Genomic DNA, 22,274 nt, shown 5'->3' on the forward strand with positions numbered 1-22,274 from the left:
GACTCAGCCCTGCCCGATCAGTTCCATTGCCTGTTCGCGCATGGCTATCTTGCGCACCTTGCCGGTGACGGTCATAGGGAATTCGTCGACAACGTGTACGTACCGCGGAATCTTGTAGTGCGCCAATTTACCGGTGCAGTAAGCACGTACGGCTTCGGCATCCAGTTCGGGCGCCCCCTCCCGCATCTGAATCCACACCATCAACTCCTCGCCGTACTTTGCGTCCGGCACGCCGATCACCTGTGCGTCGAGGATGTCGGGGTGGGTGTAAAGGAACTCCTCGATCTCACGCGGATAGACATTCTCGCCGCCGCGGATGACCATGTCCTTGATGCGTCCGGTGATCGCGACGTACCCGGCCTCGTCCATCACTCCGATATCGCCGGTGTGCATCCACCGGGCAGCGTCGATCGCTTCGGCGCTCTTCTCCGGGTTCTCCCAGTAACCGAGCATGACCGAGTACCCGCGGGTGCACAGCTCGCCCGGCTCTCCGCGCGGTACCGTCAATCCCGTTGCCGGGTCCACGATTTTGATCTCGAGATGCGGCCCGACGCGTCCGACCGTTTCGGTGCGTTGCGCGATCGAATCGTCCGAGCGAGTCTGCAGCGACACCGGCGACGTCTCCGTCATGCCGTAGCAGATGGACACCTCAGCCATTCCCATCCGATCGATGACCTGCTTCATCACCTCGACCGGGCAGGGCGAGCCCGCCATGATGCCGGTGCGCAGGCTCGACAGATCGAAGCTCTCGAAGTCCGGCAACGCCAACTCGGCGATGAACATCGTCGGAACGCCGTAGAGGGACGTGCACTTTTCGGCCTGCACCGCTTCGAGTGCAGCGCGCGGATCGAACGCCGGGCCCGGAATAACCATGGCAGCACCGTGACTGGTGCACGCAAGGTTGCCCATCACCATGCCGAAGCAGTGATAGAACGGCACCGGAATACACACCCGGTCGACCTCGCTGTAGTGACACAACTCGCCGACGAAGTAGCCGTTGTTGAGGATGTTGTGGTGGCTGAGTGTCGCCCCCTTCGGGAAACCGGTAGTGCCCGAGGTGTATTGGATGTTGATCGCATCGTCGGCCGACAACGCGGCTTGGGCAGCGGCGAGCGGAGCTGGATCACTTGCCTGCGCTGCCAACCCGTCTGCGAGCACCGCATCCCACTCTGGTGAACCGAGCAGGAGCACCGACGTCAAATCCGGGCACTGTGGCCGCACCGCCTCGATCATCGACGCGTAGTCCGACGTCTTGAAACTCGCCGCCGCCACCAGTGTCGAAATCCCGGCCTGCTCGAGCACGTACTGCAACTCGTGCGAGCGATACGCCGGGTTGATGTTGACCAGGATCGCCCCGATCTTTGCCGTCGCATACTGCGTGAAGGTCCATTCCGGACAGTTGGGAGCCCAGATCCCTACCCGATCACCCTTCCCCACACCACGGGAAAGGAGTCCGGCAGCGAGCCCGTTCACTTGTTCGGCGAACTCCCGGTACGTCCATCGTCGACCGCTGGCATGGTCGATCAATGCATCGCGGTCACCGTGCGCGGCAACCGTGCGATCCAGGTTGTCTCCGATGGTGTCGCCCAGCATCGGACCGTCCCATACTCCGGACGTATAGCTGGGCAGCGGCGTACTCATGTGTTCTGTCCTCTCCGGATACCTCTTCAGGCACCTATGAGAGGGGCCGCCGCAGCGGACCCTCTCATCTACGAATTTACTCGATTCGGTGTGATGTACGACATACTTCCCGGTGCGGGGTGTCCGTAACTGTCTGAAGTCCGGACACCCCGACCGACTGCTGTGGTTACAGCGCGTGGTCCTTGGTCTCGACGAGCGCCCAAGTGCAGACGAGGCTCACCACACCGAGGATTGCCAGCATGATGCCGATTGCCATGCTTCCGTACGCCGAAGCCAGCGGGGCCGCGATCAGCGGGGGCACCGCGCCGCCGAGGACGCCGGCGAGGTTGTAGCCGAGGCCGGCACCGGTGTAGCGGTAACGCGTCTGGAACATTTCCGGAAGCAGTGCACCGCAGGGGCCGTAGGCGATTCCGAAGATCATCAGAGTGCCGAACATTCCGAGAATGAAGGCGAGGGGCGTTCCGGTATCGAGGAGCGGGAACAGAATGAGCGCCCACACCACTGCCAGACCACACGAGATCATGATGACCTTGCGACGCCCGATCCGGTCGGAGTACAGCGCGGACACGATGATCGCGGCGCCGAAGACGAAGGCGGACGCGATACCGACCGACAGGACGAACGGGCGGGAGAACCCGAGCGTCTTCGTGCCGTAGCTCGTCAGGAATGCCGTGCCCATGTAGAAGAAGGCAAACAGGCAGGCCAGCGCACCGGCCGAGAGGAGAATTTCCTTGGTTTGGAAGCGCCAGGCGTCCAGGAACGGGAGGGTGCGAGGGGCTTCGTTCTTCTCTGCCGCGACGCGATCAGCTTGCTCTGCCTTGAAGACCGGAGTTTCTTCGATAGCGAGGCGCATGTAGAGGCCGATACCGACGAGCACGATGGAGAACAGGAACGGGATTCGCCAGCCGTAATCGAGGAATGCCTGATTGGTGTCGCCGAGAACTGCGCCGGTGATGAGGAACGTGCTGCTCGAGAGAACAAAAGCGATGGCCGGGCCGAGCTGGGGGAACATCGCGTACAGACCGCGTTTGCCGGGCGGGGCATATTCCGCGGTGAGCAGAGTTGCGCCTGCCCATTCACCACCGACTGCAAATCCTTGACCGAATCGCAAGAGCACCAAGATGATCGGAGCGGCGACACCGATAGTTGCCGCACCGGGCAGCAAGCCGATCAGGAGCGTCGAGATACCCATCAGCAACAGAGTGGAGATCAGCGTCTTCTTGCGGCCGATGCGATCTCCGAAGTGCCCGAACAACATTGCGCCGACCGGCCGTGCAATGAAGGCAACGGCGAAGGTCGCGAACGACGCCACAGTGCCGGCAGTGGCTCCGAGCGCCGGAAAGAAGACCGTCGGAAAAACAAGCGCCGCAGCGGTTCCGTAGATGAAGAAGTCGTAGAACTCAATGGTCGTGCCGATACAACTGGCGATGGCAACGCGCCGCACACTCGTTGTCTTCGCGGGGGCTGCCGCAGTGCCTGCGGCACTCGATCCCCCTGCTGGAGAGACTGTGGTCACTCGATTCCTCCGTGGTCCGGTGGTGGTGCCCTGTGGGCATCACCGTCGATAGGAGGAAAGGTAGTGATCCGGCTCACCCTCGCACTACCCCCGAAAGGGGGTAGGCGTGATGCGCATCACGATTCATGTCCTTAAGTAACGAGTTTCACGTCGCCGCGACACGGCAAAGGCCGTCCGACTCCCAGGGAATCGGACGGCCTCGGCAGCACAGAGGATCCGCTCAGTTTTCCGACTTACCGGCCGCCTCGCAGAGCTCCTGGCGGATCTCCACCCACACCGTGGCGTAGGAGTCGATACCCGGTTCGGCAATCCACTTCGACTCCCCCGCTTGAACTTTCGCAAGCGCGTCAGAGAACAAGTCCTGATAGCGCGACAGGCGCGGAACAAACGCGGACAGATCATCGAACACGTTGGACGCGCGACGATCCAAGTCTGCCAGCGACGCTGCGTCGGCACTGGCGACGAGAGCAGAGAATTCTTCGTCTAGCGGCAGGAAGGCTTCGAGGACGTCGAGAATCGAATCCTCGTCGATGGAAACGCGCTCGGCATCAAGCTGATCGTTCAGCTCGGCGAGACCCTTGTCGGTCAGACTGATCTGATTGTCACTCTCCACCGCCTTACCCTGTTCGACCAAGGCGTCGTACGCAGCCTGCCCGGATGCCGCACTCACTCCCAGGTGCTCGGCAAGAACACCAGATCCGACGCGTTCCTTGAGCCGCACCGACTGAAGCAGCGCCAATTCGTCCACGTTGCCGGCAAAGGCCATCGTTCTCTCCTCATCACGTGCCGCCTGGGCGGCTCTCACACTGTGCGAACTCGCCGAAACAGAATCCGCAGCCCCGACGGGCTCGACAGCAATCACATCACAGAGGCGGCCACACCAGCGTTGCTACCTGCGATCAACGCAAATCCGACCCAGCGGCTTTACCAGGCATACGGTATCTTTGGCGCGTGAAACCGCACCTTGTGTCCGTGGTGATCCCGGCGTACAACGCCATGGACCACATCGGCGAACAGCTGAATGCCCTGTCCTCCCAGGACTACGACGGAGCGTTCGAAGTCGTCGTCGCAGACAACGGCTCCACCGACGGTCTCGCGCACTTCATCACCAACCATCCGTCGACCGATACCCTCTCGCTCCGCCTGGTGGACGCGTCGGCCGGCCGAGGTGGCGGCTACGCACGCAACGTCGGAGTTGCCGCATCCAGTGGCGATTTCATCGCATTCTGTGACGCAGACGATCGTGTCCACCCGTCGTGGCTCAGTGCGATCGTCCGCGCAGCCGAAAACTCGGATGCTGTTGGCGGAGTGGTGGAAACCGCGTCGATCAACTCGAGTGAAGTTGCCACGTGGCGCACCTTCAACGGTACGCAGTTCGGCAGTGAAGATTTTCTCCCCTACGGCATTACGTGCACCTTCGGCATCTGGCGCGCAGCCTTCGACAAGGTCGACGGATTTGATCTCCGATACGTGAATTCCGGTGAGGACATCGACCTCTGCTGGCGCCTGCAGTTGGCCGGCATGACGTTGGCGCACGCGCCCGATGCCGTGGTTGCGTACCGACTTCGCGACACGTATCGCGGAACGTGGAATCAAACCCGCGCCTACGGGATCGCCACAGCACAGTTGTACTCACGGTTCCGCGACCACGGTCAGCGCCGGACTACTCCCCGGATCGTCGCCGCGACCCTGCTTGCCTTGCTTCTCTTCAACCCGCTTGTGCCCCGCCGGATCTCCCCGATGCCTCGCGGGCGATGGTTCGTCCACGCCGGCAACCTGGTCGGGAAACTTCAGGGCAGCATCAAATACCGGGTGCTCTACATCTGAGCGTTACTCGAGTGTCAGCACCTCACCCGACGCCAACTGAACTGCCCGCGACGTGTCTTTGAGGTCGACGCCGGAACGCCCCAGCTTTCGGGCGCCGGCCACCAAACCCGCAACGACGCGGGCTGCCTGCTCGTAGCCCAGACCTTCAGGCGGATGGATGTTGGAGATGCAGTTTCTATCCGCGTCTGTGCGTCCGACTCGTGGGAGATGGGTTAGATAGATCCCGACGCTGTCTGCAACCGAGAGCCCCGGACGCTCGCCGATCAGGACCACAGCAGTTTGCACACCCATTGCCGCCGCGATGTGATCACCCAACGCAACCCGCGCATTGGTCGCGATCACCGGCGGCGCAATCGAATACGTCGTTCCCAACTCGGCGACAAGCGCTGCGAGCAACTGCTCACCGTGATCCATGAGGGCGCGCGGTGAAAGTCCGTCCGCGAGAATGAATCCGATCTCGTTGTCCGACGTGGTGATCGCGCTGATATCTGCCGGTCGGCGTCCGAGATCGGGTCGGCGTAGGTACTCGCTCCGCGTGGACGCGCCGCTGGTGACCACCACCGGCGCCCCGATTCCGACGGCTTCGACCCGCCGAGCGAGGACCTCCGAATCGAGCGGAACATGAACAGCATCCCGCGCGGCAGCATGAGCGGCCTTGAACTCGAGCACTCGACTGGTGGGCAACGAATCTCCGGTGCGGCCCAATCCGATTCGCGACTGCGTTGTCGCACGAAGCGGACTCCAGAAGTCGACGACCGGTGCCGCGTCGTCGCTCATCGATTCACCGTCAGTGCTCGCAGTGGCGAGAGAGAAGCGTCTACCGGCAGCACTCGTCCGTCTCCGTCCGTCATCCCCAAACCGTGAAGCCAGGCCTCGAACTCCGGGGCAGGTTGCAGGCCCAACACCCGCCGCACGTACAACGCGTCGTGGAAAGCCAGACTCTGATACCCGAGCATCACGTCGTCCGCCCCGGGAACCGCGATCACAAATGCCGCCCCCGCCACTCCGAGCAGGGTCAACAGGTTGTCCATGTCGTCCTGGTCGGCTTCGGCGTGGTTGGTATAACAGACGTCCACACCCATCGGCAGTCCCAGCAGTTTGCCGCAGAAATGATCCTCGAGGCCCGCCCGGATAATCTGTTTGCCGTCGTACAGGTACTCGGGCCCGATGAATCCGACGACAGTGTTGACCAAGAGGGGTTCGAGGTCGCGGGCCACCGCGTACGCGCGGGTTTCGAGAGTCTGCTGATCGACGGGCGCGCCGCCGGTGCCCAGGTGAGCGCCGGAACTGAGCGCAGACCCCTGTCCGGTCTCGAGGTACATGACGTTGTTCCCGACAGTCCCCCGGTTCAAGGATCGGCCGGCGTCGTTACCTTCCCGGAGCAGCGGAATATTCACTCCGAAGCCGGAATTGGCGCCTTCGGTACCGGCAATCGACTGGAAGACCAGATCGACCGGCACACCGGATTCGATCAGTCCGATCGTCGTGGTCACGTGCGAGAGCACGCAGGATTGTGTCGGGATCTCGAATCGCTGCCGGATGTCGTCGAGAAGATGCAGCAGATCCGATGTGGCCTGCGGAGAGTCCGTCGCCGGGTTGATTCCGATGACGGCATCGCCGCAACCCAGGAGGAGACCGTCCAGCGTGGCCGCGGCAATTCCCCGTGGGTCGTCGGTGGGATGGTTTGGTTGTAGCCGCGTGCTCAATCGCCCCGGTAGACCGATGGTGGTCCGGAAGCCGGCGGTGACGGTGATCGCCTTCGCGACGGCAATCAGATCCTGATTACGCATGATCTTGCTGACCGCCGCCACCATCTCCGGAGTCAAGCCAGGACTGACCGCCGCAAGGTGGGCCGCGGCACCCGGCGCCGACGCCGTTTCGAGGAGCCAGTCCCGCAAGCCGCCGACGGTCAGATGCGCGACCGGTTGGAACGCCAGACGGTTGTGACTGTCGATGATAAGCCGGGTGACTTCGTCGTCCTCGTAAGGAACCAGAAGATCTTCCAGGAAGACCTTCAACGGAAGATCCGCCAGAACCCATTGGGCAGCAGCACGTTCCGCGTCGGAGTGCGCAGCGCAGCCGGCCAGTTCGTCACCCGATCGCAGTGGTGTCGCCTTGGCCATGACGTCGACGAGACTCTCGAACGAGTATGTCGTGCCCGAAACCTGTTGGTGGTACATGGTCATTCCAGTTCTTCTTCCGCCTGTGCAAGTACAGCAAACTCCTCGTCGGGCGAGTTGGCAACAAGATGATGTCGACTGTAGAGACCAAAATATGCCATGAGAACGCCGAACGCTGCGAGAGTGAGAAGTGCTGCAATCGGATCGACCAGGAATGTGGCGACCACCGATATCGCGGCGACAACCAGAGCAAACGAGGTGGTGGCAATTCCGCCGGGAGTCCGATAGGGGCGGGGCATGTTCGGCTCTCGCTTACGAAGCACGATGTGACTCACCATCATCAGCACATAGCTGACAGCGGCGCCGAACACCGCCATGTTCAGCAGCATCGCGCCTTCTCCGGTGAGCGAGAGCGCAAAACCGATGACTCCGGGAACAACGAGTGCCAATGTCGGGGCCTTGCGCTTGTTCGTCACCGACAGGTTCTTCGGGAGGTATCCGGCGCGCGAGAGTGCAAAGGTCTGGCGGGAGTACGCGTACATGATCGAGAAGAAACTTGCCACCAGACCGGCGAGCCCGATGTAGTTGACAACCTTGGCGCTGCCACTGTCACCGAGTGCTTCGACCAGCGGGTTTCCGGAGGTGGACAACGCGTCGGCGCCCAATGCCCCCGTAGCCAGGAAGAGAACCGTTGCGCCGGTGACGATCAGGAGCAACATGCTGATGATGATGCCGCGCGGGACGTTCTTCTCCGGCTCGCGCGCCTCCTCGGCTGCGAGCGGAACACCCTCCACCGCAAGGAAGAACCAGATCGCGAAGGGAACTGCCGCCCAGATACCGATCAAACCGAAGGGCAGGAACGACGACGACCCCGCGGCGGACGTATCGACGGCAATGTCGGTGAGATTCGACGAATCGAACAGTCCCACAGCGGAAATCGCAAAGACGACAAGACCGACGAGAGCAATGGCGGTAATCACGAACATCGCCTTGAGTGCTTCACCCGCACCGGTGAGGTGAATACCGATGAAGATCGCATACACCGCGAGGTAGACCCACCACCCGTCGGTGATTCCGAACAGATTGAGCGATTCGACGTAGGCACCGATGAAGGTCGCGATGGCTGCCGGCGCGATGGAATACTCGATGAGAATTGCAGTGCCGGTGGCAAATCCACCCCACGGCCCCAACGCGCGACGGGCAAACGTGTACCCGCCACCAGCAGCGGGTAGCGCCGACGACATCTCGGCCATGCCCAGCACCATCGCCAGGTACATTCCGGCGATGACGACGGCAGCGATGAGCAGACCGCCGAAACCGCCTTCGGCGAGACCGTTGTTCCATCCGGCGTAGTCGCCGGAAATCACATAGCTGACTCCCAATCCGGCCAGCAGCACCCATCCTGCCGTACCTTTGCGGAGTGTTCGTTTTTCGAGATACGAATTGTCTTCTGCATGAAAATCTGCGCCGTCGTGGTGCGCACCCGTCGGCTTGTCCGGCACGTGCTCGGAAAGAGACATGTCCATCCTCTGAATCGGTCAAGAATTCAACGACGCCAGTGCCCGGCGCCGCGTGGCTCAACAGTATGGGTGAGAAGTAACTAACGATCGCCGCGGCGATGACCGGGCTGTTAAACGCTCAGGCTCGTCCGGCCATGCCCGGAACCGGGCAGGCGTCCACCGCTTCGGCGACAACCTGCGGAACCGTCGGCGGGAGGGGACGCACCCCAGCCTCCCACTCGGCGCCGACCAGAATCGCGGACGAGTTGAGCGCGTCGTTCTCTTGCGGCGTGAAAGTCCTTGCTCGACTGAGGAATCGGAATCCTCCAGGAGACTCCAGGCTGAACCCGCTGCCCCGTCCGGGCACCACGTCCAGAACCAGCTGGGTATGCTTCCACGCTTCGAACTGGGATCCGGAAATCCAGACCTGGACGGCGTCCGTACCTATTGGCAGGTCGACGGGAACCTCACCGACACCTAGCCGCAGATCGATGACGCCGAGCAGTACATCACGGTCACCGACGATGAATTCACCTGCGGGATAACACATCGGCGCGCTGCCATCGCAGCAACCACCCGATTGGTGCATCATCAGTTCGCCGTGGTTTCCGCTGAGGCGGCGCAGAAGATCAGCCGCCCCAGCGGTGGTCACGAGACGGGGTGGAACGACGCCTGCAGTGTCATCAGGTGCGGTGACATCGGTAGCGTCCATTCCAACCTCCGTGCGTTCGTATTCTCGTGTTGTCTTACCTGCTGCGCGAAGCGAGGATCAGAAGAAGCCCTGAGCCTTCTGCGCGTAGCTGACCAGGAGGTTCTTGGTCTGCTGGTAGTGCGAGAGCATCATCAGGTGGTTCTCGCGGCCGATACCGGACTGCTTGTATCCACCGAAGGCGGCGTGTGCCGGGTACTGGTGATACGTGTTGGTCCACACTCGGCCGGCCTGGATATCGCGGCCCGCACGGTAAGCAACTCCACCGTCACGCGACCAGACGCCCGCGCCGAGACCGTAGAGGGTGTCATTGGCAAGTTCGATGGCCTCGTCGTAATCCTTGAAGGACGTGACGGACACGACCGGTCCGAAGATCTCTTCCTGGAAGATGCGCATCTTGTTGTTGCCGGTGAAGACCGTCGGCTGCACGTAGTAGCCGCCGGCGAGGTCGCCGCCCAGCTGCGCCCGCTCGCCGCCGGTGATGACCTTGGCACCTTCGGCCTTGCCGATCTCGATGTAGGACAGAATCTTCTCGAGCTGGTCGTTGCTGGCCTGCGCACCGATCATGGTGTCGGTGTCGAGCGGATCGCCCTGGCGCACAGCCTTGGTGCGGATGGCAGCCATTGCGAGGAAGTCGTCGAAGATGTCTTCCTGGATCAACGAACGCGACGGGCACGTGCATACCTCGCCCTGGTTGAGCGCGAACATCGTGAAGCCTTCGAGGGCCTTGTCCTGGTAGTCGTCGTTGGCGGCGAGCACGTCGGAGAAGAAGATGTTGGGGCTCTTGCCACCGAGTTCGAGGGTGACCGGGATCAGGTTCTGCGACGCGTACTGCATGATGAGGCGTCCGGTGGTGGTTTCGCCGGTGAACGCGATCTTCTTGATGCGCGGGCTCGATGCAAGCGGCTTGCCTGCCTCCACGCCGAAGCCGTTGACGATGTTGAGAACACCGGCAGGCAGCAGGTCACCGATGATGCCGATGAGGTGCAGGATCGAGACGGGAGTCTGCTCTGCGGGCTTGAGCACGATGGCATTGCCGGCAGCGAGCGCGGGAGCAAGCTTCCACACTGCCATCAGGATCGGGAAGTTCCACGGAATGATCTGGCCGACTACACCGAGCGGCTCATGGAAGTGGTAGGCAACCGTGTCGGAGTTGATCTCCGAGAGCGAACCTTCTTGTGCGCGAATGGCTCCCGCAAAGTAGCGGAAGTGATCGATGGCGAGCGGGATGTCGGCGTTGAGGGTCTCGCGGATCGGCTTGCCGTTGTCCCATGACTCGGCGAGTGCGATGGATTCGAGGTTCTCCTCCATACGATCTGCGATCTTGTTCAAGATGATCGCGCGCTCGGCGACCGAGGTCTTGCCCCAGGCCGGAGCTGCTGCGTGTGCTGCGTCGAGAGCGAGCTCGATGTCTTCTGCGGTGGAACGAGCCACATCGCAGAAGTTCTGTCCGGTCACCGGTGTCGGGTTCTCGAAGTACTGACCCTTGACCGGAGCAACCCATTCGTTGCCGATCCAGTTGTCGTATCGAGACTGGAAGGACATGATCGCGTCAGCGGTACCTGGGCGGGCGTACACGGTCATTGCAAGCTCCTATGTAAACGTGATCTTCCTGGGCACAGTCCCGAAATCGGTGACTGCAGTCCCACCCCCCGGCGGGGTGTGATTCACAACACTAGGAGTTGCAACGTTGCAACTACGTTGCGTCGGTGCAACGTGCCCGTTCCGTCAGTGCAACGTGCCCGTTTCTCAGAGACCGAGCTGCCGGTCCAGCAGATCAATTTTGGCCTTGACCTGCGAATACAGAGCAGATTGCGGGTCGAGCGTCGACAGGTACGCCTCCCAGACGACGGAATCCTCCCGGCCATGGACGGAGGTGGTCCACTTGGCAAGAAGGGTGGCGTCGTCGCCGCGCAGCAGTGCGGCCTGAACCCGAGTGCGCAATTCGTCCCGGATTGCGTCGATACCCGGAGCGGTGGAACCGCTCAGGACCGGGCCGGAATACAAGCGCATGGCTGTCGCCGCGTCCCCACGGTCCAGTGCCTTGCGGACGTCGTCGACGTCCGTGGCGAACTCGGTGATGATGCGATAGGGCCTCGACGCCAGCCGATCGGCGCCGAAAACCTTGCGAAGGCGAGACATCTCGGCGCGAATGGTGACACCGTCCAGCTCACCTTCATCGAGGAGAACGGCCAGGTGATCGGCACTGAGCCCTTCTGGATGTTCGGAGAGCAGAAGCAAGATTTCGGCGTGGCGTTGTGAGATCGGAATCCGCTCACCGCCGCGGACGAGAGTTGGCCGTCCGCCGCCGAACGTCTCCAGCCTCGGAGCCGAGGCAGTGAGCGGGATCGGCGAATTGAGCAGGTGGAACCGCAATTCCGATTCAGCTGCGGCCACCGTTGCACGAATCAACGACAACACTTCGGGGACGGCAACCCGGGGGCCACCGGTGATGTCGATCGCGCCGAGAATCTGTCCGGTGGTGGGATCGTGGACGGGCGCCGCCGAACAACTCCAGTCATGCACGGTCCGATTGAAATGTTCCGAACCGAAAATCTGCACCGAGTGATCGAGCGCCAGTGCCGTCCCCGGAGCATTGGTGCCGACGCGATCTTCACTCCAGTCCGCGCCTTCGACAAAATTCATCGACAGTGCGCGGTCCTTGGCGGCACTATCGCCCTCCACCCACAGCAACCGGCCGTGCGCATCGCTGATCGCGATCAACAGGCCGGTTTCGGCTGCGTCCTCTACCAGCAGTTTTCGAACCACAGGACGAATGAGAGACATGGGATGCGACGAGCGATAACTTTCGAGATCGAGCCCTTCGAGCATCGCCGGAGCGCCGACGACGTCAGGATCGACACCGTTGTTTCTGCTACGCATCCAGGATTCGAGCACAACAGACCGCACGCGTGAATCGTCCGTGCCGGGCCCGTCGTGGGCGTCGATGAAAGACTGATGGGCACTCGACAGTCGACGTGCCAGCACCGCTACGTCGTCTCCGGGCCGCACCGCTACCCACGGGTTGCCGTACACAGCCTGTTCACGTGCCATATTCTGTGTTCCTCCGCTCCCCTGCCACTGTAGTGCCGATCACATCACAATGGTGAAGATGGTCGGTTGGTTCTTACGATCGCGCAGCGTCACGCACCAATTCACTGGCTCGCTCGGCCACCATCACCGCAGTTGCATGGGGCCCGCGGGTGGGAATCACCGGCATGATCGATGTGTCGACAATACTGAGTGCGTCGACTCCGAGAACGCTGCATCGATCGTCGACAACCGCTCCCGGATCGAACTCCGAACCCATGACGCAACTACCCGACATGTGTAGTGACGTGCCCAACCGCGATTCGATCCACTCGTCCGAATACTCGATCTCGGGCCGCCGGATCATCCCGGTCTTTGCAATAGTCTCGAGCAGGTCCTCGGCGATCTGCATCCCCCTCCTGACGACTTGTCGATCGTGCGCGGACTCGACGTAGTTGTATCGGATCCTCGGCGAACCACCCGGCGCCTTCGGATCGAGTTCGACGGTTCCTCGGCTGTGCGGCGCCATCAGTACCACTCCGATCCCATGGTCCATCTGTGGAATCCCGGGCACCAGATCGGTGAACGACGCTGTATAGGGCCGGATTTCGAGGTCCGCGTCGTTGAGAGTCATCTCCAGCACCGGGGTCTGCGGTCGCAGAGTCTCCGGAACCGAATATTGATAAGGCAGTAGCACTTCCGGATGATCGACAAAACCCTGCCCCACTCCCGGAAGGTCGACAACAACCGGAACATCGTGAGCCACAAGCTGATCAGCCGATCCGATGCCTGAGTTCAGGAGCAGGAGCGGAGTGGCCACCGCGCCGGAGCACACCACGATGTGACGTCCGTGGATACGCCGCACCCCGGTGCCGTCGAGAACATCGACTCCTACGGCCCGCGTCCCCGAGAACACGATTCGCAGGACGGTGACACCGACATCGACGGTGAGATTGCGACGCTTCATCGCCGGTAGCAGGTAACCGACCGCAGTACTGATACGACGATGGTCGAAGATATTCAGTGGGACTGGCCCGACGCCGTCCGAATCCGGCGCATTCTTGTCTGCGTCCTCGGGGAAACCAGCCGAGAGTGCCGCGTCGTGGAACCGACTGCTGAGTGGATGCATCTCGTCGCGGCGGCGCCGACGGACCGGAATTGGACCACTGTCGCCGTGGTAAGGCCCGCCGAAATCGTGATCGGTCTCCGACTTCCGAAAATACGGCAGTACCTTCTCGTAGCTCCAGGAATCGGGCCAGAGGTCAAAGTCTGCGCGCGTTGCCCTCGCGAAGTACGCACCATTTACCGCGCCGCTGCCACCGAGAGTTCGTCCACGCGAGACGGTGGTAAGTCGACTCGGCGTCAACTCGACCGGATACGTCCAGGTGTGTTCACTCTTCGGCCCCACCGGTAGCAGGTACGGATCATCGAGAACACCCGGAAGATCAACCGTCGAACGATACCCACTTCCCGCCTCGAGAAGTAGCACCTGCGCGGCCGGGTCCTCGCTGAGCCTGGACGCAATCACACACCCCGTGGTGCCGCCACCGACCACAACGAAGTCTGCGTGATCCGTAACGCTCACTTGGTGATTCGAGGCTTCAAAGCCGCAGGATCCTGCGCCTCGATCGCACCACGCCACAGGCCGAATCCGTAAGCGACGTCATCGGCTCGTTTGAACAACACGTACCGCACCGGCCCCAAACCACCCTCTTCACGGTGGCGATACCAATCCACCAGCCCCTCACTGACTGCCGCGGCAAGAGCTAACCGCCGGATCTTGCGTGACGTGATCACCGCCAACAACGTCACCGGCCAGTAGTGACGGCACATCGCCGACGCCAATTGCCAGAACCCGCCCACAAAACCTTGGGCTGTCAGAATCGCCGCGATACGCGTCGGCTGCTTCAAGCCGGTGAACATCTTCCGCAATCGGAACACGGTGAACAGTAAAGCTCCGAGCGCTCCAGCCAACCCCGACTTGGTGAGCGTTGCTGCCGCGACACACGCGAACAGCGTCGAGACCGACATGGCCATCGGCGGCACCGAACCCGGATGTCGCGCAGCCAGCGGCGCGGCGCCGGTTCCGTAGAAAGCGCGTCGGCTGAACCACTTCCCGAACTGAACCCGATGATCATGGGCGACATTGGCAACCGGTTCGTAGCGCAGTCGCCAACCGGCAGACTGGAGACGCCAACAGAAATCGACGTCCTCTGCCACCTCGAGGTTTTCATCGAATCCCTCACAGTCGAGAGCCACATCGCGCCGGACGATCATGGCCGCGCTGGGTACATACGACACGGGACTGCCGGACTTGACGGCTGCTTCCTTCCGCCCCAGATCCAGGGAGGAACGCATACTCTCGTACCGAGCCAATGCCGTCCCGTACGGATCGAGTGCCACAATTCGCGGCGCCACCAGAGCCACACCCGGATCACTGAAGTGACCGAGCATCAGCTCGAGCCAGCCCGCTCGCGGAATGACATCCGAGTCGAGGAACGCCACGAAACGTGTTTGTGCCGAACGCAATCCCGTATTGCGGGCCGATGACGGACCACGCGCGTGCTCGTGCCGGACCACGGTGACCGTTCCCGTACCCGGGTAGTCCCGACGCGGATCAAGTGGAACCTCGGACCCGTCGTCGACCACGATCACTGCCAGATCCTTGAGAACCGGCAACAACCGCTCGATCCCGGCAACGTTGTCCTTCACCGGAATCACGACGGTGACGTCGGAAGCCGACGGAGTCGACATCGGCCGAGGATTCGCAACACCGGAATCGAGCAGATGGCGCGCCACCGCAGCGCTCTGCTGATCGACAACCTCGAGGAAGCCGTCGCCGATCATCGCAGCTGCAGTCGGAGCCAGCTTGAGCATGCGCGTCGGCGAACCACCGATGAGCACGCGGCCACCCGAGTACGTGCGAACTTTGGGATCCAACCGAATGCCGAAGCCGTCGGGGAGTCGTGCGGGTCGCATCAGGCGATCGTCAGGGAAAACACCGCGAATCGGTTCGGGTAGATCGCCCGCCCCCCATCGGTAACAACCATCACCGAAGCCTCCCATCCGGGCCCGGATTCCACCGGGCCAGTCCATCCGTCACGCGTTGCACCAACTCGTCGAAAATGCGCGCGCCGTCCACGGCACTTGCCTGAACTGGATCGCCCAGAACACCGTTATCCGACACAGCGACCATACCGCCCGAACGCAATCCTGGCATCAGGTCTGCGATAGGAGAAATATTTCCGACCTCCGCCACGTTCATGTCCACACATTCAGGCGAAAGGTGCAGTAAGAGGCTGGTTTCTGTCTTGCCTGCATGAGCGTCCGCCCCGGGAATCGCGCAGGGCACCCAGGCTGCATCGCGGCCCTCGTATCGCAAGAGCGCCACAGCCTTTGCCAACGCGGGACCGTTTCCGCCGTGACCACTGACAAACAACACCCGCCCCGCCCACCGACAGGCAGACCGCCCGTACTCGACAACCACCATTTCCATGACCTCGGCCCCGATGGAAATCGTCCCGGCAAAACCCTCGTGCTCCCCGCTCGCGCCATACTCGAGAGCCGGGGCAACCACAACGCCGGGCAGCTCGTTCGACACCGCTCTCGCAATCCGGGTATCAGTGTCAAGCGGCAAGTGCGGACCATGCTGCTCGAAAGAACCGACCGGAACCACGACGGTGTGCGCAGACCCCTCGAGCCGGGGGCTCGGGATAGCGGACAGATCACGGGTTTCGGTCATGCAGTGATCATATTCGTCGGCAGTTCTCACCTGAGCAGCGCACGTGGACAACATGCGTCGATGATTCGAATATTCCTGCACATCAACAAGTCTCGAGCTTGGATTCGTGAAAACCTGTCCGATATGTCCCTAGGAATCGAAATCCTGTTCGACTAAAATTAGTGCATGAACAGTCGGGAAGCGTGGCAATACGACGGCGAGGGCCTCAAGACGGAGATACTCGACCTCGCCCGCGCCCGGCACGAGATAGCCTCCCGCATGATTGTGATGATCACCGAAATGTTCACTCGCGACACACTCGGCGGCCGAGGATTCCGCGCCATCGCGCAGTGGCTGCACCAGTCCACAAACCTCGAGATCGGCGAATGTAGTCAACTGGTCGGCCTGGCGCGGTTGTTCATGCTCGAACCTGTTGTCGGGCAATCCTTTCACAACGGCGATATCGATGCGTCGAAGGCGCGTCAGGTAGCGCACTTCTGCCAGCACCCACCCAAGAACATGAGCCTCGTCGACGTCGAGAAGGCCCGCGACATCCTCCTGACCCTCGCCTCCAAAAAGGTTACCGACTGCGATTCCGTCCGCGCGGCCATCCGGCGGATCCAGAAACAGTACGGCAACCGCGCCGACGGCATACCCGCCGGTGAAGACTCCGAACTCAACGAGTTCTACGCTTCCCGTGGCCTGTACGGGCGAGTCAGCGTCAAAGGTGACCTCGACGCCGTCAACGGTGCCCGCCTCATCGCGCTACTGTCCGCCCTGTCGGCGCCCACCCCGGAGAAAGACGGCGTGAAAGACGAACGCACCCCGGCACTTCGACGCGCCGACGGATTTTGTGAACTGCTGCGCCGCTACGAAGCCGCCGGCCTCGGACCCGTCGAAGGTGGCGTCAAACCGCACCTGACGATCACCGCCACCGCAAAAGACCTCACCGATCTCCAAGTACTGAAAGACCTGTTACCCTCCACCGAAGAACTCGGCTACGCGATCACCAACTGGGCCGGCCCCATCAGCCTCGACACCGCACGCATGCTGGCCTGTGACTGCGAGGTCACCCGAATCCTTCTCGACGACAACGGTGTTCCCCTCAATCACGGCATGAAGGCGCGGCTCGCGACCGTCCCGCAGCGTCGAGCCCTCACGGTACGAGACGGCGGCTGCGCCTTTCCCGGTTGCGGAACCCCGCCAGGCTGGTGCGACGCCCATCATCTGATTCACTGGCTCGATGACGGCCCGACGGATCTCGATAATCTGATTTTGTTGTGCGGTCATCATCATCGGATGATGCATCACACCGAGTGGCGAGTCGATATCGGAGACGACCGGAAAACCCGGTTCTATCCACCGATGTCGGTAGATCCGTATCAAGTTCCCGTTCCCGGGAACACACCGCCAACAGCGGCCTGAAAACCCGGCGTGCGCACCGGGGATCAAACATGCCCCGGTGCACAAGGCTGCTTTCATCACATTGGCGGCTGCGGCTAGATGTTCAGCGCAACCCTGTGACCTTCGATGACGGCGCTATGCGAACGCCTCGGGGACAGGGCATCACCAATACGGTGGACCTCGAAGGAACTGCCACGCAGCGCCTTCCACAGTTCATCCACCGGTTCCTGCTGCGTCGCAAACACAACCCAGTCCACGATCACAGATTCGGAGACTCCAGTGGGATGGTGCACCAGTTCGACGGCCACAGGCCCTTCGCCGTGCACCGCGGTGACCATCAGGTCCGTACGCTGAACTATCGACTTTTCGTGCGCCCGGCGGTTCCAGCCTTCGAAATCCAGAGTGATACTCAAATCCTGGGCCACCACCATCCCGTTAGTGGCGACCGTGACAGTGCACCCTCGATCTGCCAGGAACTCCGCAACCGATGCACCCTGATGGAACCCCAGTTCGTCGAATACCAACACCGAACCGGTCGGCAGCATCTTCCCGTCGAGTACATCGCGGACACCGACCACTCTGCGTACGTCTCCCGCCCACGCCGGACGCAGTGGCCTCGCTCCCGTAGCCACAACCACCACATCCGGGTCCAGTTCGATCAATCTCTCCGCTGTCACTGCCGCATCGAGTTCGATGGTGACACCACTTCTGCGGCATTCGGATTCGAGATTGCGAATCAGATCACCCAGCTCCCGGCGAACCGGCATCACACAGGCAGTTCGGATCTGCCCACCGAGAATGGCGTCACGTTCGAATAGCGTCACCCGATGCCCCCGCTGCGCGGCGGTAGCTGCGGCCTGCAGACCGGCTGGGCCGCCGCCGACAACTACGACGCTGCGCCCCTTCAACTGTAACAGGGGCAAGGCAACCGATTCTCGTCCTGCCCGCGGGTTCTCGGTACAGCCCAACCAACGGTTGAGTCCCATCCGTCCGACGCATTCCTGATTGCAGGACAGGCAGGTTCGCACCTGTGACGACTGGCCTGCGCGTGCCTTGTTCACAAAATCCGGGTCCGCGATCTGACCGCGCACCACTCCCACGAGATCGCATAGACCCTCGTCCAACGCCTGCTCAGCTTGCTCCGGTGTCTTGAATCGGCCGACACCGATCACGGGGAGCGAGACAACTTCCTTGATCGCCGATGGAATGAAGTTCGCGTAACCACTCGGCACTGCCATCGATGCCTCGATCAAATGCAAAGTCTCTGTGGCCATTCCGATAGCGGTGTTGATGTAGTCGACCTGACCGTCGGCTTCCACCAACTGCGCAGTCAACACCGCGTCCGGCAACTCGATACCACCTCGGGTTCCTTCGTAACCGCTCAGCCGAACTCCGAGTATCCGATCAGGGCCAATGGCGCGGCGAAGAACTCGCAAAACTTCCAGGAGGAACTGGGCACGATTCTCGGCGGGACCGCCGTATCGATCCGTGCGGCGGTTTGTCGACGGCGCCAAGAACGCTCGGACAATCGACGACTGCGACGCCTGCAACTCGACGCCGTCGAATCCGCCGGAGATGCAGTTACGCGCGACTAAAGAGAAACCGTCGAGAATCTCCGCGATATCGCTGTCGTCAACAGCTTTGGGGACTTCGCGGAACAGTGGATCGGCAATAGCACTGGGCGCCCAGAGTGGGAGCCTCGAATACGTGCCGGCGCCCTGCCCGCCGTTGTGATTGATCTGCGCGAGGATCACCGATCCGTGCGCGTGCACGGCATCGGTGATCCGTCGATAACCCTCGACCACTCCGGGTCGGTACCCGGCAATCATCTTTTCGTACGGTCGATCCGACGGGTGCGTCGACTGTTCCTCGCTGATGATCAACCCGGCCCCACCCCGCGCCCTCGCCTCGTAATAGGCGGCGTGCTGCGCTGTCGGCAACCCGTTCTCGGCGTAGTTGGTCAGGTGCGCAGAGAACACCACTCGGTTACGCAGTGTGAAATCACGCAGGCGCAACGGCTCGAAGAGGCGAGGATACGGTGTCATCAGACCTTGGAGTTACCTTGATCAAGAGCAATATGACTTGCTGTCACGGTGCGTGACCCGTCACCGGCCAACCACACGACGGTATCGGAGATCTCGTCGGGCTCGGCAAAAGCGGTCTCGGTGAGAATGGGCGTGAAGTTCGGGAGATATTGCGGGTAGTTCTGGAAGACGGCGAGTGCGCCCTGATCAACACCCATCGGAGTGTTGACCCCGTACGGATGGATGGAGTTGACGCGGATCCTGTACTCTCCCAGTTCCTTTGCCGCCGCCTGAGTGAGCCCGACCAGACCGAACTTTGCACTGCCGTAGTGCGCCTGACCAGGCATCGCCTTGAGTCCCGCGACCGAGCTGATCACGACGATCGATCCGCCGCGACCACCCTCGATGATGGACGGCACCGCAGCCTTGAGTGTTTTCCACACACCGGTGAGATTGATGTCGATGAGGGTTTCCCACTGCTCGTCCGACATCTCCCAAAATCGATTCCAGTTGCAGACGCCCGCATTTGCCACCACGATGTCGAGTCGACCGAACTGCTCGACTCCGTCCTTCACCACAGCAGCGAGCGCGGCACTGTCCCGGACGTCGGCCTCCCGCGCGAGGATCTTGCCACCCTCGGCTTCGACAAGACGGACGGTTTCAGTGAAGTCTTCCGAGGTAGCCGCGTCGTACGTGTTGTGCTCGGCGACAGCACTGCAGACGTCGATCGCAATGATCGACGCGCCTTCCCTGGCCAGGCGAATTGCGTGAGAGCGGCCCTGACCACGCGCCGCGCCGGTAATGAATGCAACACGGCCTTCGAGTGAACGTACCTGGGTCATGAATCGATCCTCTCCACGGAATTGAAACCTGTTCCAGTAGTAAACCCTGCGCGGCGCCCTTCGTGGATGGATTCGAGAACAGTTCTCGGAGCAATCGTGTCGCCGACGCCGGCGCACCCCGAATAGTGCAGGGAGGTGTCAGGCAGTCGAGGCGAGCAGTCGATGACGGTCGCGCACCGGATGTGTGCCACAACGTCCGTGTAGACGTTCTCGATCTGCACGACGCCGTCGACAACCGCCCGTACCCGCGAGGAACACACCCGGTTCACCCCAACCTGCTGAAGTCTCGTGTTCGCGCCCACAAGGTCGCCACTCATACCCAACCGCGAACCGACGATCGTGTCCGGTGTGACGATCGAGACGTCGAGTCCGCACTCTGCCAACATCTCCGCAAGCGCAACAGCCATCGGTCCACCCAACGGATCCACCAGTACAACAGGACCTTCGATCGAATCACCGCCAAGCTCGAGCGCCTGCACCGGATCCATCCAGAGAACGGATGTGTCCACGGGATAGGTCGGCAGCCTGGGAACGCTGCCCGACGCAACCACTACATCACCATGGCCGCGGGCATCATCGATCTCCGATGAGCTGATCGTGTGCTCGGTCAGCATGGTCACACCGCTTCTACGGCATTCGTCCTCGAGCCACTGCGCGAGCACAGCAAATCGGCTGCGGCCCTTCCCTTGCGCAAAAGTTCGGATCATCCCGCCGAACCGCGACGATCGTTCCGACACCGTCACTGCAGCGCCGCGCCCGGCCATGATCCGCGCAGCTTCCAATCCGGCCGGACCACCCCCGACCACAAGAACAGGACCCGAGATCAATTCCTGCCTTCGTTCGTCAGGATCTACCGTCTCGAATCCCGCACTCGGATTTCCGACGCACGTCACCACCGGATTACGCGGATCGCGCACAAGGCACGTTTGATTGCACAGGACGCACGGCCGTGGCTGATCGCCGCGGGCTGACTTCACCACCAGATCCGGGTCGGCGATCTGCGCTCTGGTCATTTCCACGTAATCCACGTGCGCGAGCGCCTCGTGGGCGTCTGCGATGTCGACGACGCTCCCCTGCAACGCAACGGGAATCGAGACTGTGGCCTTGACGATTCGGCACAGTTCACGGTTGAAGTTCGGTTCTTCGTGAAAGTCCGGGCGATACCCCGCGGTCGAGTAGAGGCCGCCGCGCACCACAATCAACAGATCGAGATACCGCTCCAGTTCACTGACATATCCAACCGTCAGTTCCGGCGTCACGCCCGCCCACGGCGCCTGCTCGTCGCACGACAACCGCAGGGAAACAACATGGTTCGCACCGACAGCGCCGCGAACTGTCTGAAGGACTTCCCGCAGCAGCGTCAGTCGATCAGTTCCGTACCTGTCCGCGCGTGTGTTGGTCAACCCCGAAAGGAACTGCCGCAGAATGCTTCGTGGGCCGGCATCGATCTCGACGCCGGCCATCCCCGAGTCCACGGCAAGCGCTGCCGAGGCGCGGAAACCCTCGACCACACGATCGATGTCGCCCTGCTCCATCATCATCGGCAGCTCACGCGTCACCGGATCAGCGACCCGCGACGGCCCCCACAGAACCGACTGTGAGTAAGCGCTCGATCCCTGCATCCCGGTGTGCCCCAGGCCCGCAAGAACCAGAGCGCCGTGCGGGACGCAGGCCGCTGAGATCGCTCGCCAACCAGGCCCACACAGAGTTGCCAACGGTGCCCGCTCGTAGGGCCAGTCGTTGTCCAGAACCGACGCCGTTTCGGCGACGATGATCCCGGCACCGCCCTCGGCCCGTCGCTGGTAGTACGCGCGGTGCCGATCGGAAAGCGTTCGTCCCACAGCAAGATTGGTCTCGTGTGGACCGAAAACAACCCTGGACCGGACACTGCGTCCGGCCAGGGTTGTGTGTTCGTGAAGGCTCAACTCACAGCTCGATCAG

The 22,274-nt window shown here is 61.9% G+C and carries 17 protein-coding genes; 2 read left to right on the plus strand and 15 right to left on the minus strand.

Annotated features, from left to right (window positions below; genetic code table 11):
- Positions 1–3: 3 nt before the first annotated feature.
- From FFI94_RS21310 to FFI94_RS21320, 3 genes are all read right to left on the minus strand, one after another.
- A complete protein-coding gene (locus FFI94_RS21310; RefSeq protein WP_138869561.1) occupies positions 4–1,641 on the minus strand; it encodes an AMP-binding protein in 1,638 nt (545 codons plus the stop codon).
- 166 nt (positions 1,642–1,807) lie between these two features.
- Entirely contained in the window at positions 1,808–3,157 is a 1,350-nt protein-coding gene (locus FFI94_RS21315) for an MFS transporter (protein ID WP_185993273.1), read from the minus strand.
- Between the two features lie 220 nt (positions 3,158–3,377).
- Complete coding sequence (locus tag FFI94_RS21320) at positions 3,378–3,923, minus strand: hypothetical protein (RefSeq protein WP_138869562.1); 546 nt, start codon at positions 3,921–3,923, stop codon at positions 3,378–3,380.
- Between the two features lie 185 nt (positions 3,924–4,108).
- Between FFI94_RS21320 and FFI94_RS21325 the strand changes: the two genes are divergently transcribed.
- A complete protein-coding gene (locus FFI94_RS21325; RefSeq protein ID WP_138869563.1) occupies positions 4,109–4,984 on the plus strand; it encodes a glycosyltransferase family 2 protein in 876 nt (291 codons plus the stop codon).
- Positions 4,985–4,987: 3 nt separating this feature from the next.
- Here FFI94_RS21325 and eutC read toward each other — a convergent pair whose 3' ends face one another.
- The 9 genes from eutC to mftE form a co-directional block, all read right to left on the minus strand.
- On the minus strand, positions 4,988–5,761 hold the full coding sequence (gene eutC / locus FFI94_RS21330; RefSeq protein ID WP_138869564.1) for an ethanolamine ammonia-lyase subunit EutC: 774 nt from the start codon (positions 5,759–5,761) through the stop codon (positions 4,988–4,990).
- Positions 5,758–7,170 (minus strand): ethanolamine ammonia-lyase subunit EutB, encoded by a 1,413-nt coding sequence (locus FFI94_RS21335; RefSeq protein WP_138869565.1) that lies wholly within the window; start codon positions 7,168–7,170, stop codon positions 5,758–5,760. Before FFI94_RS21335 ends, eutC begins: the two co-directional genes overlap by 4 nt.
- Entirely contained in the window at positions 7,167–8,630 is a 1,464-nt protein-coding gene (gene eat / locus FFI94_RS21340) for an ethanolamine permease (protein WP_138869566.1), read from the minus strand. Before eat ends, FFI94_RS21335 begins: the two co-directional genes overlap by 4 nt.
- Positions 8,631–8,742: 112 nt before the next feature.
- Entirely contained in the window at positions 8,743–9,315 is a 573-nt protein-coding gene (locus FFI94_RS21345; protein ID WP_138869567.1) for a DUF779 domain-containing protein, read from the minus strand.
- A 57-nt stretch (positions 9,316–9,372) separates the two neighbouring features.
- Positions 9,373–10,896 carry an aldehyde dehydrogenase gene (gene adh / locus FFI94_RS21350; RefSeq protein ID WP_138869568.1) on the minus strand — a complete coding sequence of 508 codons (1,524 nt, stop codon included), beginning with the start codon at positions 10,894–10,896 and terminating at the stop codon, positions 9,373–9,375.
- 165 nt (positions 10,897–11,061) lie between these two features.
- Positions 11,062–12,366, minus strand: coding sequence for a transcriptional regulator (locus FFI94_RS21355; protein ID WP_138869569.1), 1,305 nt, complete (start codon positions 12,364–12,366; stop codon positions 11,062–11,064).
- Between the two features lie 73 nt (positions 12,367–12,439).
- On the minus strand, positions 12,440–13,927 hold the full coding sequence (gene mftG / locus FFI94_RS21360; RefSeq protein WP_138869570.1) for a mycofactocin system GMC family oxidoreductase MftG: 1,488 nt from the start codon (positions 13,925–13,927) through the stop codon (positions 12,440–12,442).
- On the minus strand, positions 13,924–15,321 hold the full coding sequence (gene mftF, locus FFI94_RS21365) for a mycofactocin biosynthesis glycosyltransferase MftF (RefSeq protein ID WP_138869571.1): 1,398 nt from the start codon (positions 15,319–15,321) through the stop codon (positions 13,924–13,926). Before mftF ends, mftG begins: the two co-directional genes overlap by 4 nt.
- 70 nt (positions 15,322–15,391) lie before the next feature.
- Positions 15,392–16,084, minus strand: coding sequence for a mycofactocin biosynthesis peptidyl-dipeptidase MftE (gene mftE / locus FFI94_RS21370; protein WP_138869572.1), 693 nt, complete (start codon positions 16,082–16,084; stop codon positions 15,392–15,394).
- Positions 16,085–16,249: 165 nt separating this feature from the next.
- Here mftE and FFI94_RS21375 point away from each other — a divergent pair, with 165 nt between their 5' ends.
- Positions 16,250–17,488: an HNH endonuclease signature motif containing protein gene (locus FFI94_RS21375; protein WP_138869573.1), complete on the plus strand. Its 1,239-nt coding sequence runs from the start codon at positions 16,250–16,252 to the stop codon at positions 17,486–17,488.
- Positions 17,489–17,562: 74 nt separating this feature from the next.
- Here FFI94_RS21375 and FFI94_RS21380 read toward each other — a convergent pair whose 3' ends face one another.
- From FFI94_RS21380 to FFI94_RS21390, 3 genes are read right to left on the minus strand one after another with little or no spacing between them, the layout of a single operon-like run.
- A complete protein-coding gene (locus FFI94_RS21380; RefSeq protein WP_138869574.1) occupies positions 17,563–19,512 on the minus strand; it encodes a mycofactocin system FadH/OYE family oxidoreductase 2 in 1,950 nt (649 codons plus the stop codon).
- Positions 19,512–20,333: a mycofactocin-coupled SDR family oxidoreductase gene (locus tag FFI94_RS21385; RefSeq protein ID WP_033236396.1), complete on the minus strand. Its 822-nt coding sequence runs from the start codon at positions 20,331–20,333 to the stop codon at positions 19,512–19,514. Before FFI94_RS21385 ends, FFI94_RS21380 begins: the two co-directional genes overlap by 1 nt.
- Entirely contained in the window at positions 20,330–22,258 is a 1,929-nt protein-coding gene (locus FFI94_RS21390; protein ID WP_138869575.1) for a mycofactocin system FadH/OYE family oxidoreductase 1, read from the minus strand. The genes FFI94_RS21385 and FFI94_RS21390 overlap by 4 nt, the downstream gene beginning before the upstream one ends.
- Positions 22,259–22,274: the final 16 nt, after the last annotated feature.

It is taken from the genome of Rhodococcus sp. KBS0724 (assembly GCF_005938745.2).
Lineage (GTDB): Bacteria > Actinomycetota > Actinomycetes > Mycobacteriales > Mycobacteriaceae > Rhodococcus_F.

Excerpts from the sequence above, each read along its gene's own strand:
- eat (WP_138869566.1), bottom strand. The coding sequence starts at position 8,630 with ATGGACATGTCTCTTTCCGAGCACGTGCCGGACAAGCCGACGGGTGCG.
- mftE (WP_138869572.1), bottom strand. The coding sequence starts at position 16,084 with ATGACCGAAACCCGTGATCTGTCCGCTATCCCGAGCCCCCGGCTCGAG.
- mftF (WP_138869571.1), bottom strand. The coding sequence starts at position 15,321 with ATGCGACCCGCACGACTCCCCGACGGCTTCGGCATTCGGTTGGATCCC.
- FFI94_RS21355 (WP_138869569.1), bottom strand. The coding sequence starts at position 12,366 with ATGGCACGTGAACAGGCTGTGTACGGCAACCCGTGGGTAGCGGTGCGG.
- FFI94_RS21375 (WP_138869573.1), top strand. The coding sequence starts at position 16,250 with ATGAACAGTCGGGAAGCGTGGCAATACGACGGCGAGGGCCTCAAGACG.
- eutC (WP_138869564.1), bottom strand. The coding sequence starts at position 5,761 with ATGAGCGACGACGCGGCACCGGTCGTCGACTTCTGGAGTCCGCTTCGT.
- FFI94_RS21310 (WP_138869561.1), bottom strand. The coding sequence starts at position 1,641 with ATGAGTACGCCGCTGCCCAGCTATACGTCCGGAGTATGGGACGGTCCG.
- FFI94_RS21320 (WP_138869562.1), bottom strand. The coding sequence starts at position 3,923 with ATGGCCTTTGCCGGCAACGTGGACGAATTGGCGCTGCTTCAGTCGGTG.
- FFI94_RS21335 (WP_138869565.1), bottom strand. The coding sequence starts at position 7,170 with ATGACCATGTACCACCAACAGGTTTCGGGCACGACATACTCGTTCGAG.
- FFI94_RS21345 (WP_138869567.1), bottom strand. The coding sequence starts at position 9,315 with ATGGACGCTACCGATGTCACCGCACCTGATGACACTGCAGGCGTCGTT.
- FFI94_RS21380 (WP_138869574.1), bottom strand. The coding sequence starts at position 19,512 with ATGACACCGTATCCTCGCCTCTTCGAGCCGTTGCGCCTGCGTGATTTC.
- adh (WP_138869568.1), bottom strand. The coding sequence starts at position 10,896 with ATGACCGTGTACGCCCGCCCAGGTACCGCTGACGCGATCATGTCCTTC.
- FFI94_RS21385 (WP_033236396.1), bottom strand. The coding sequence starts at position 20,333 with ATGACCCAGGTACGTTCACTCGAAGGCCGTGTTGCATTCATTACCGGC.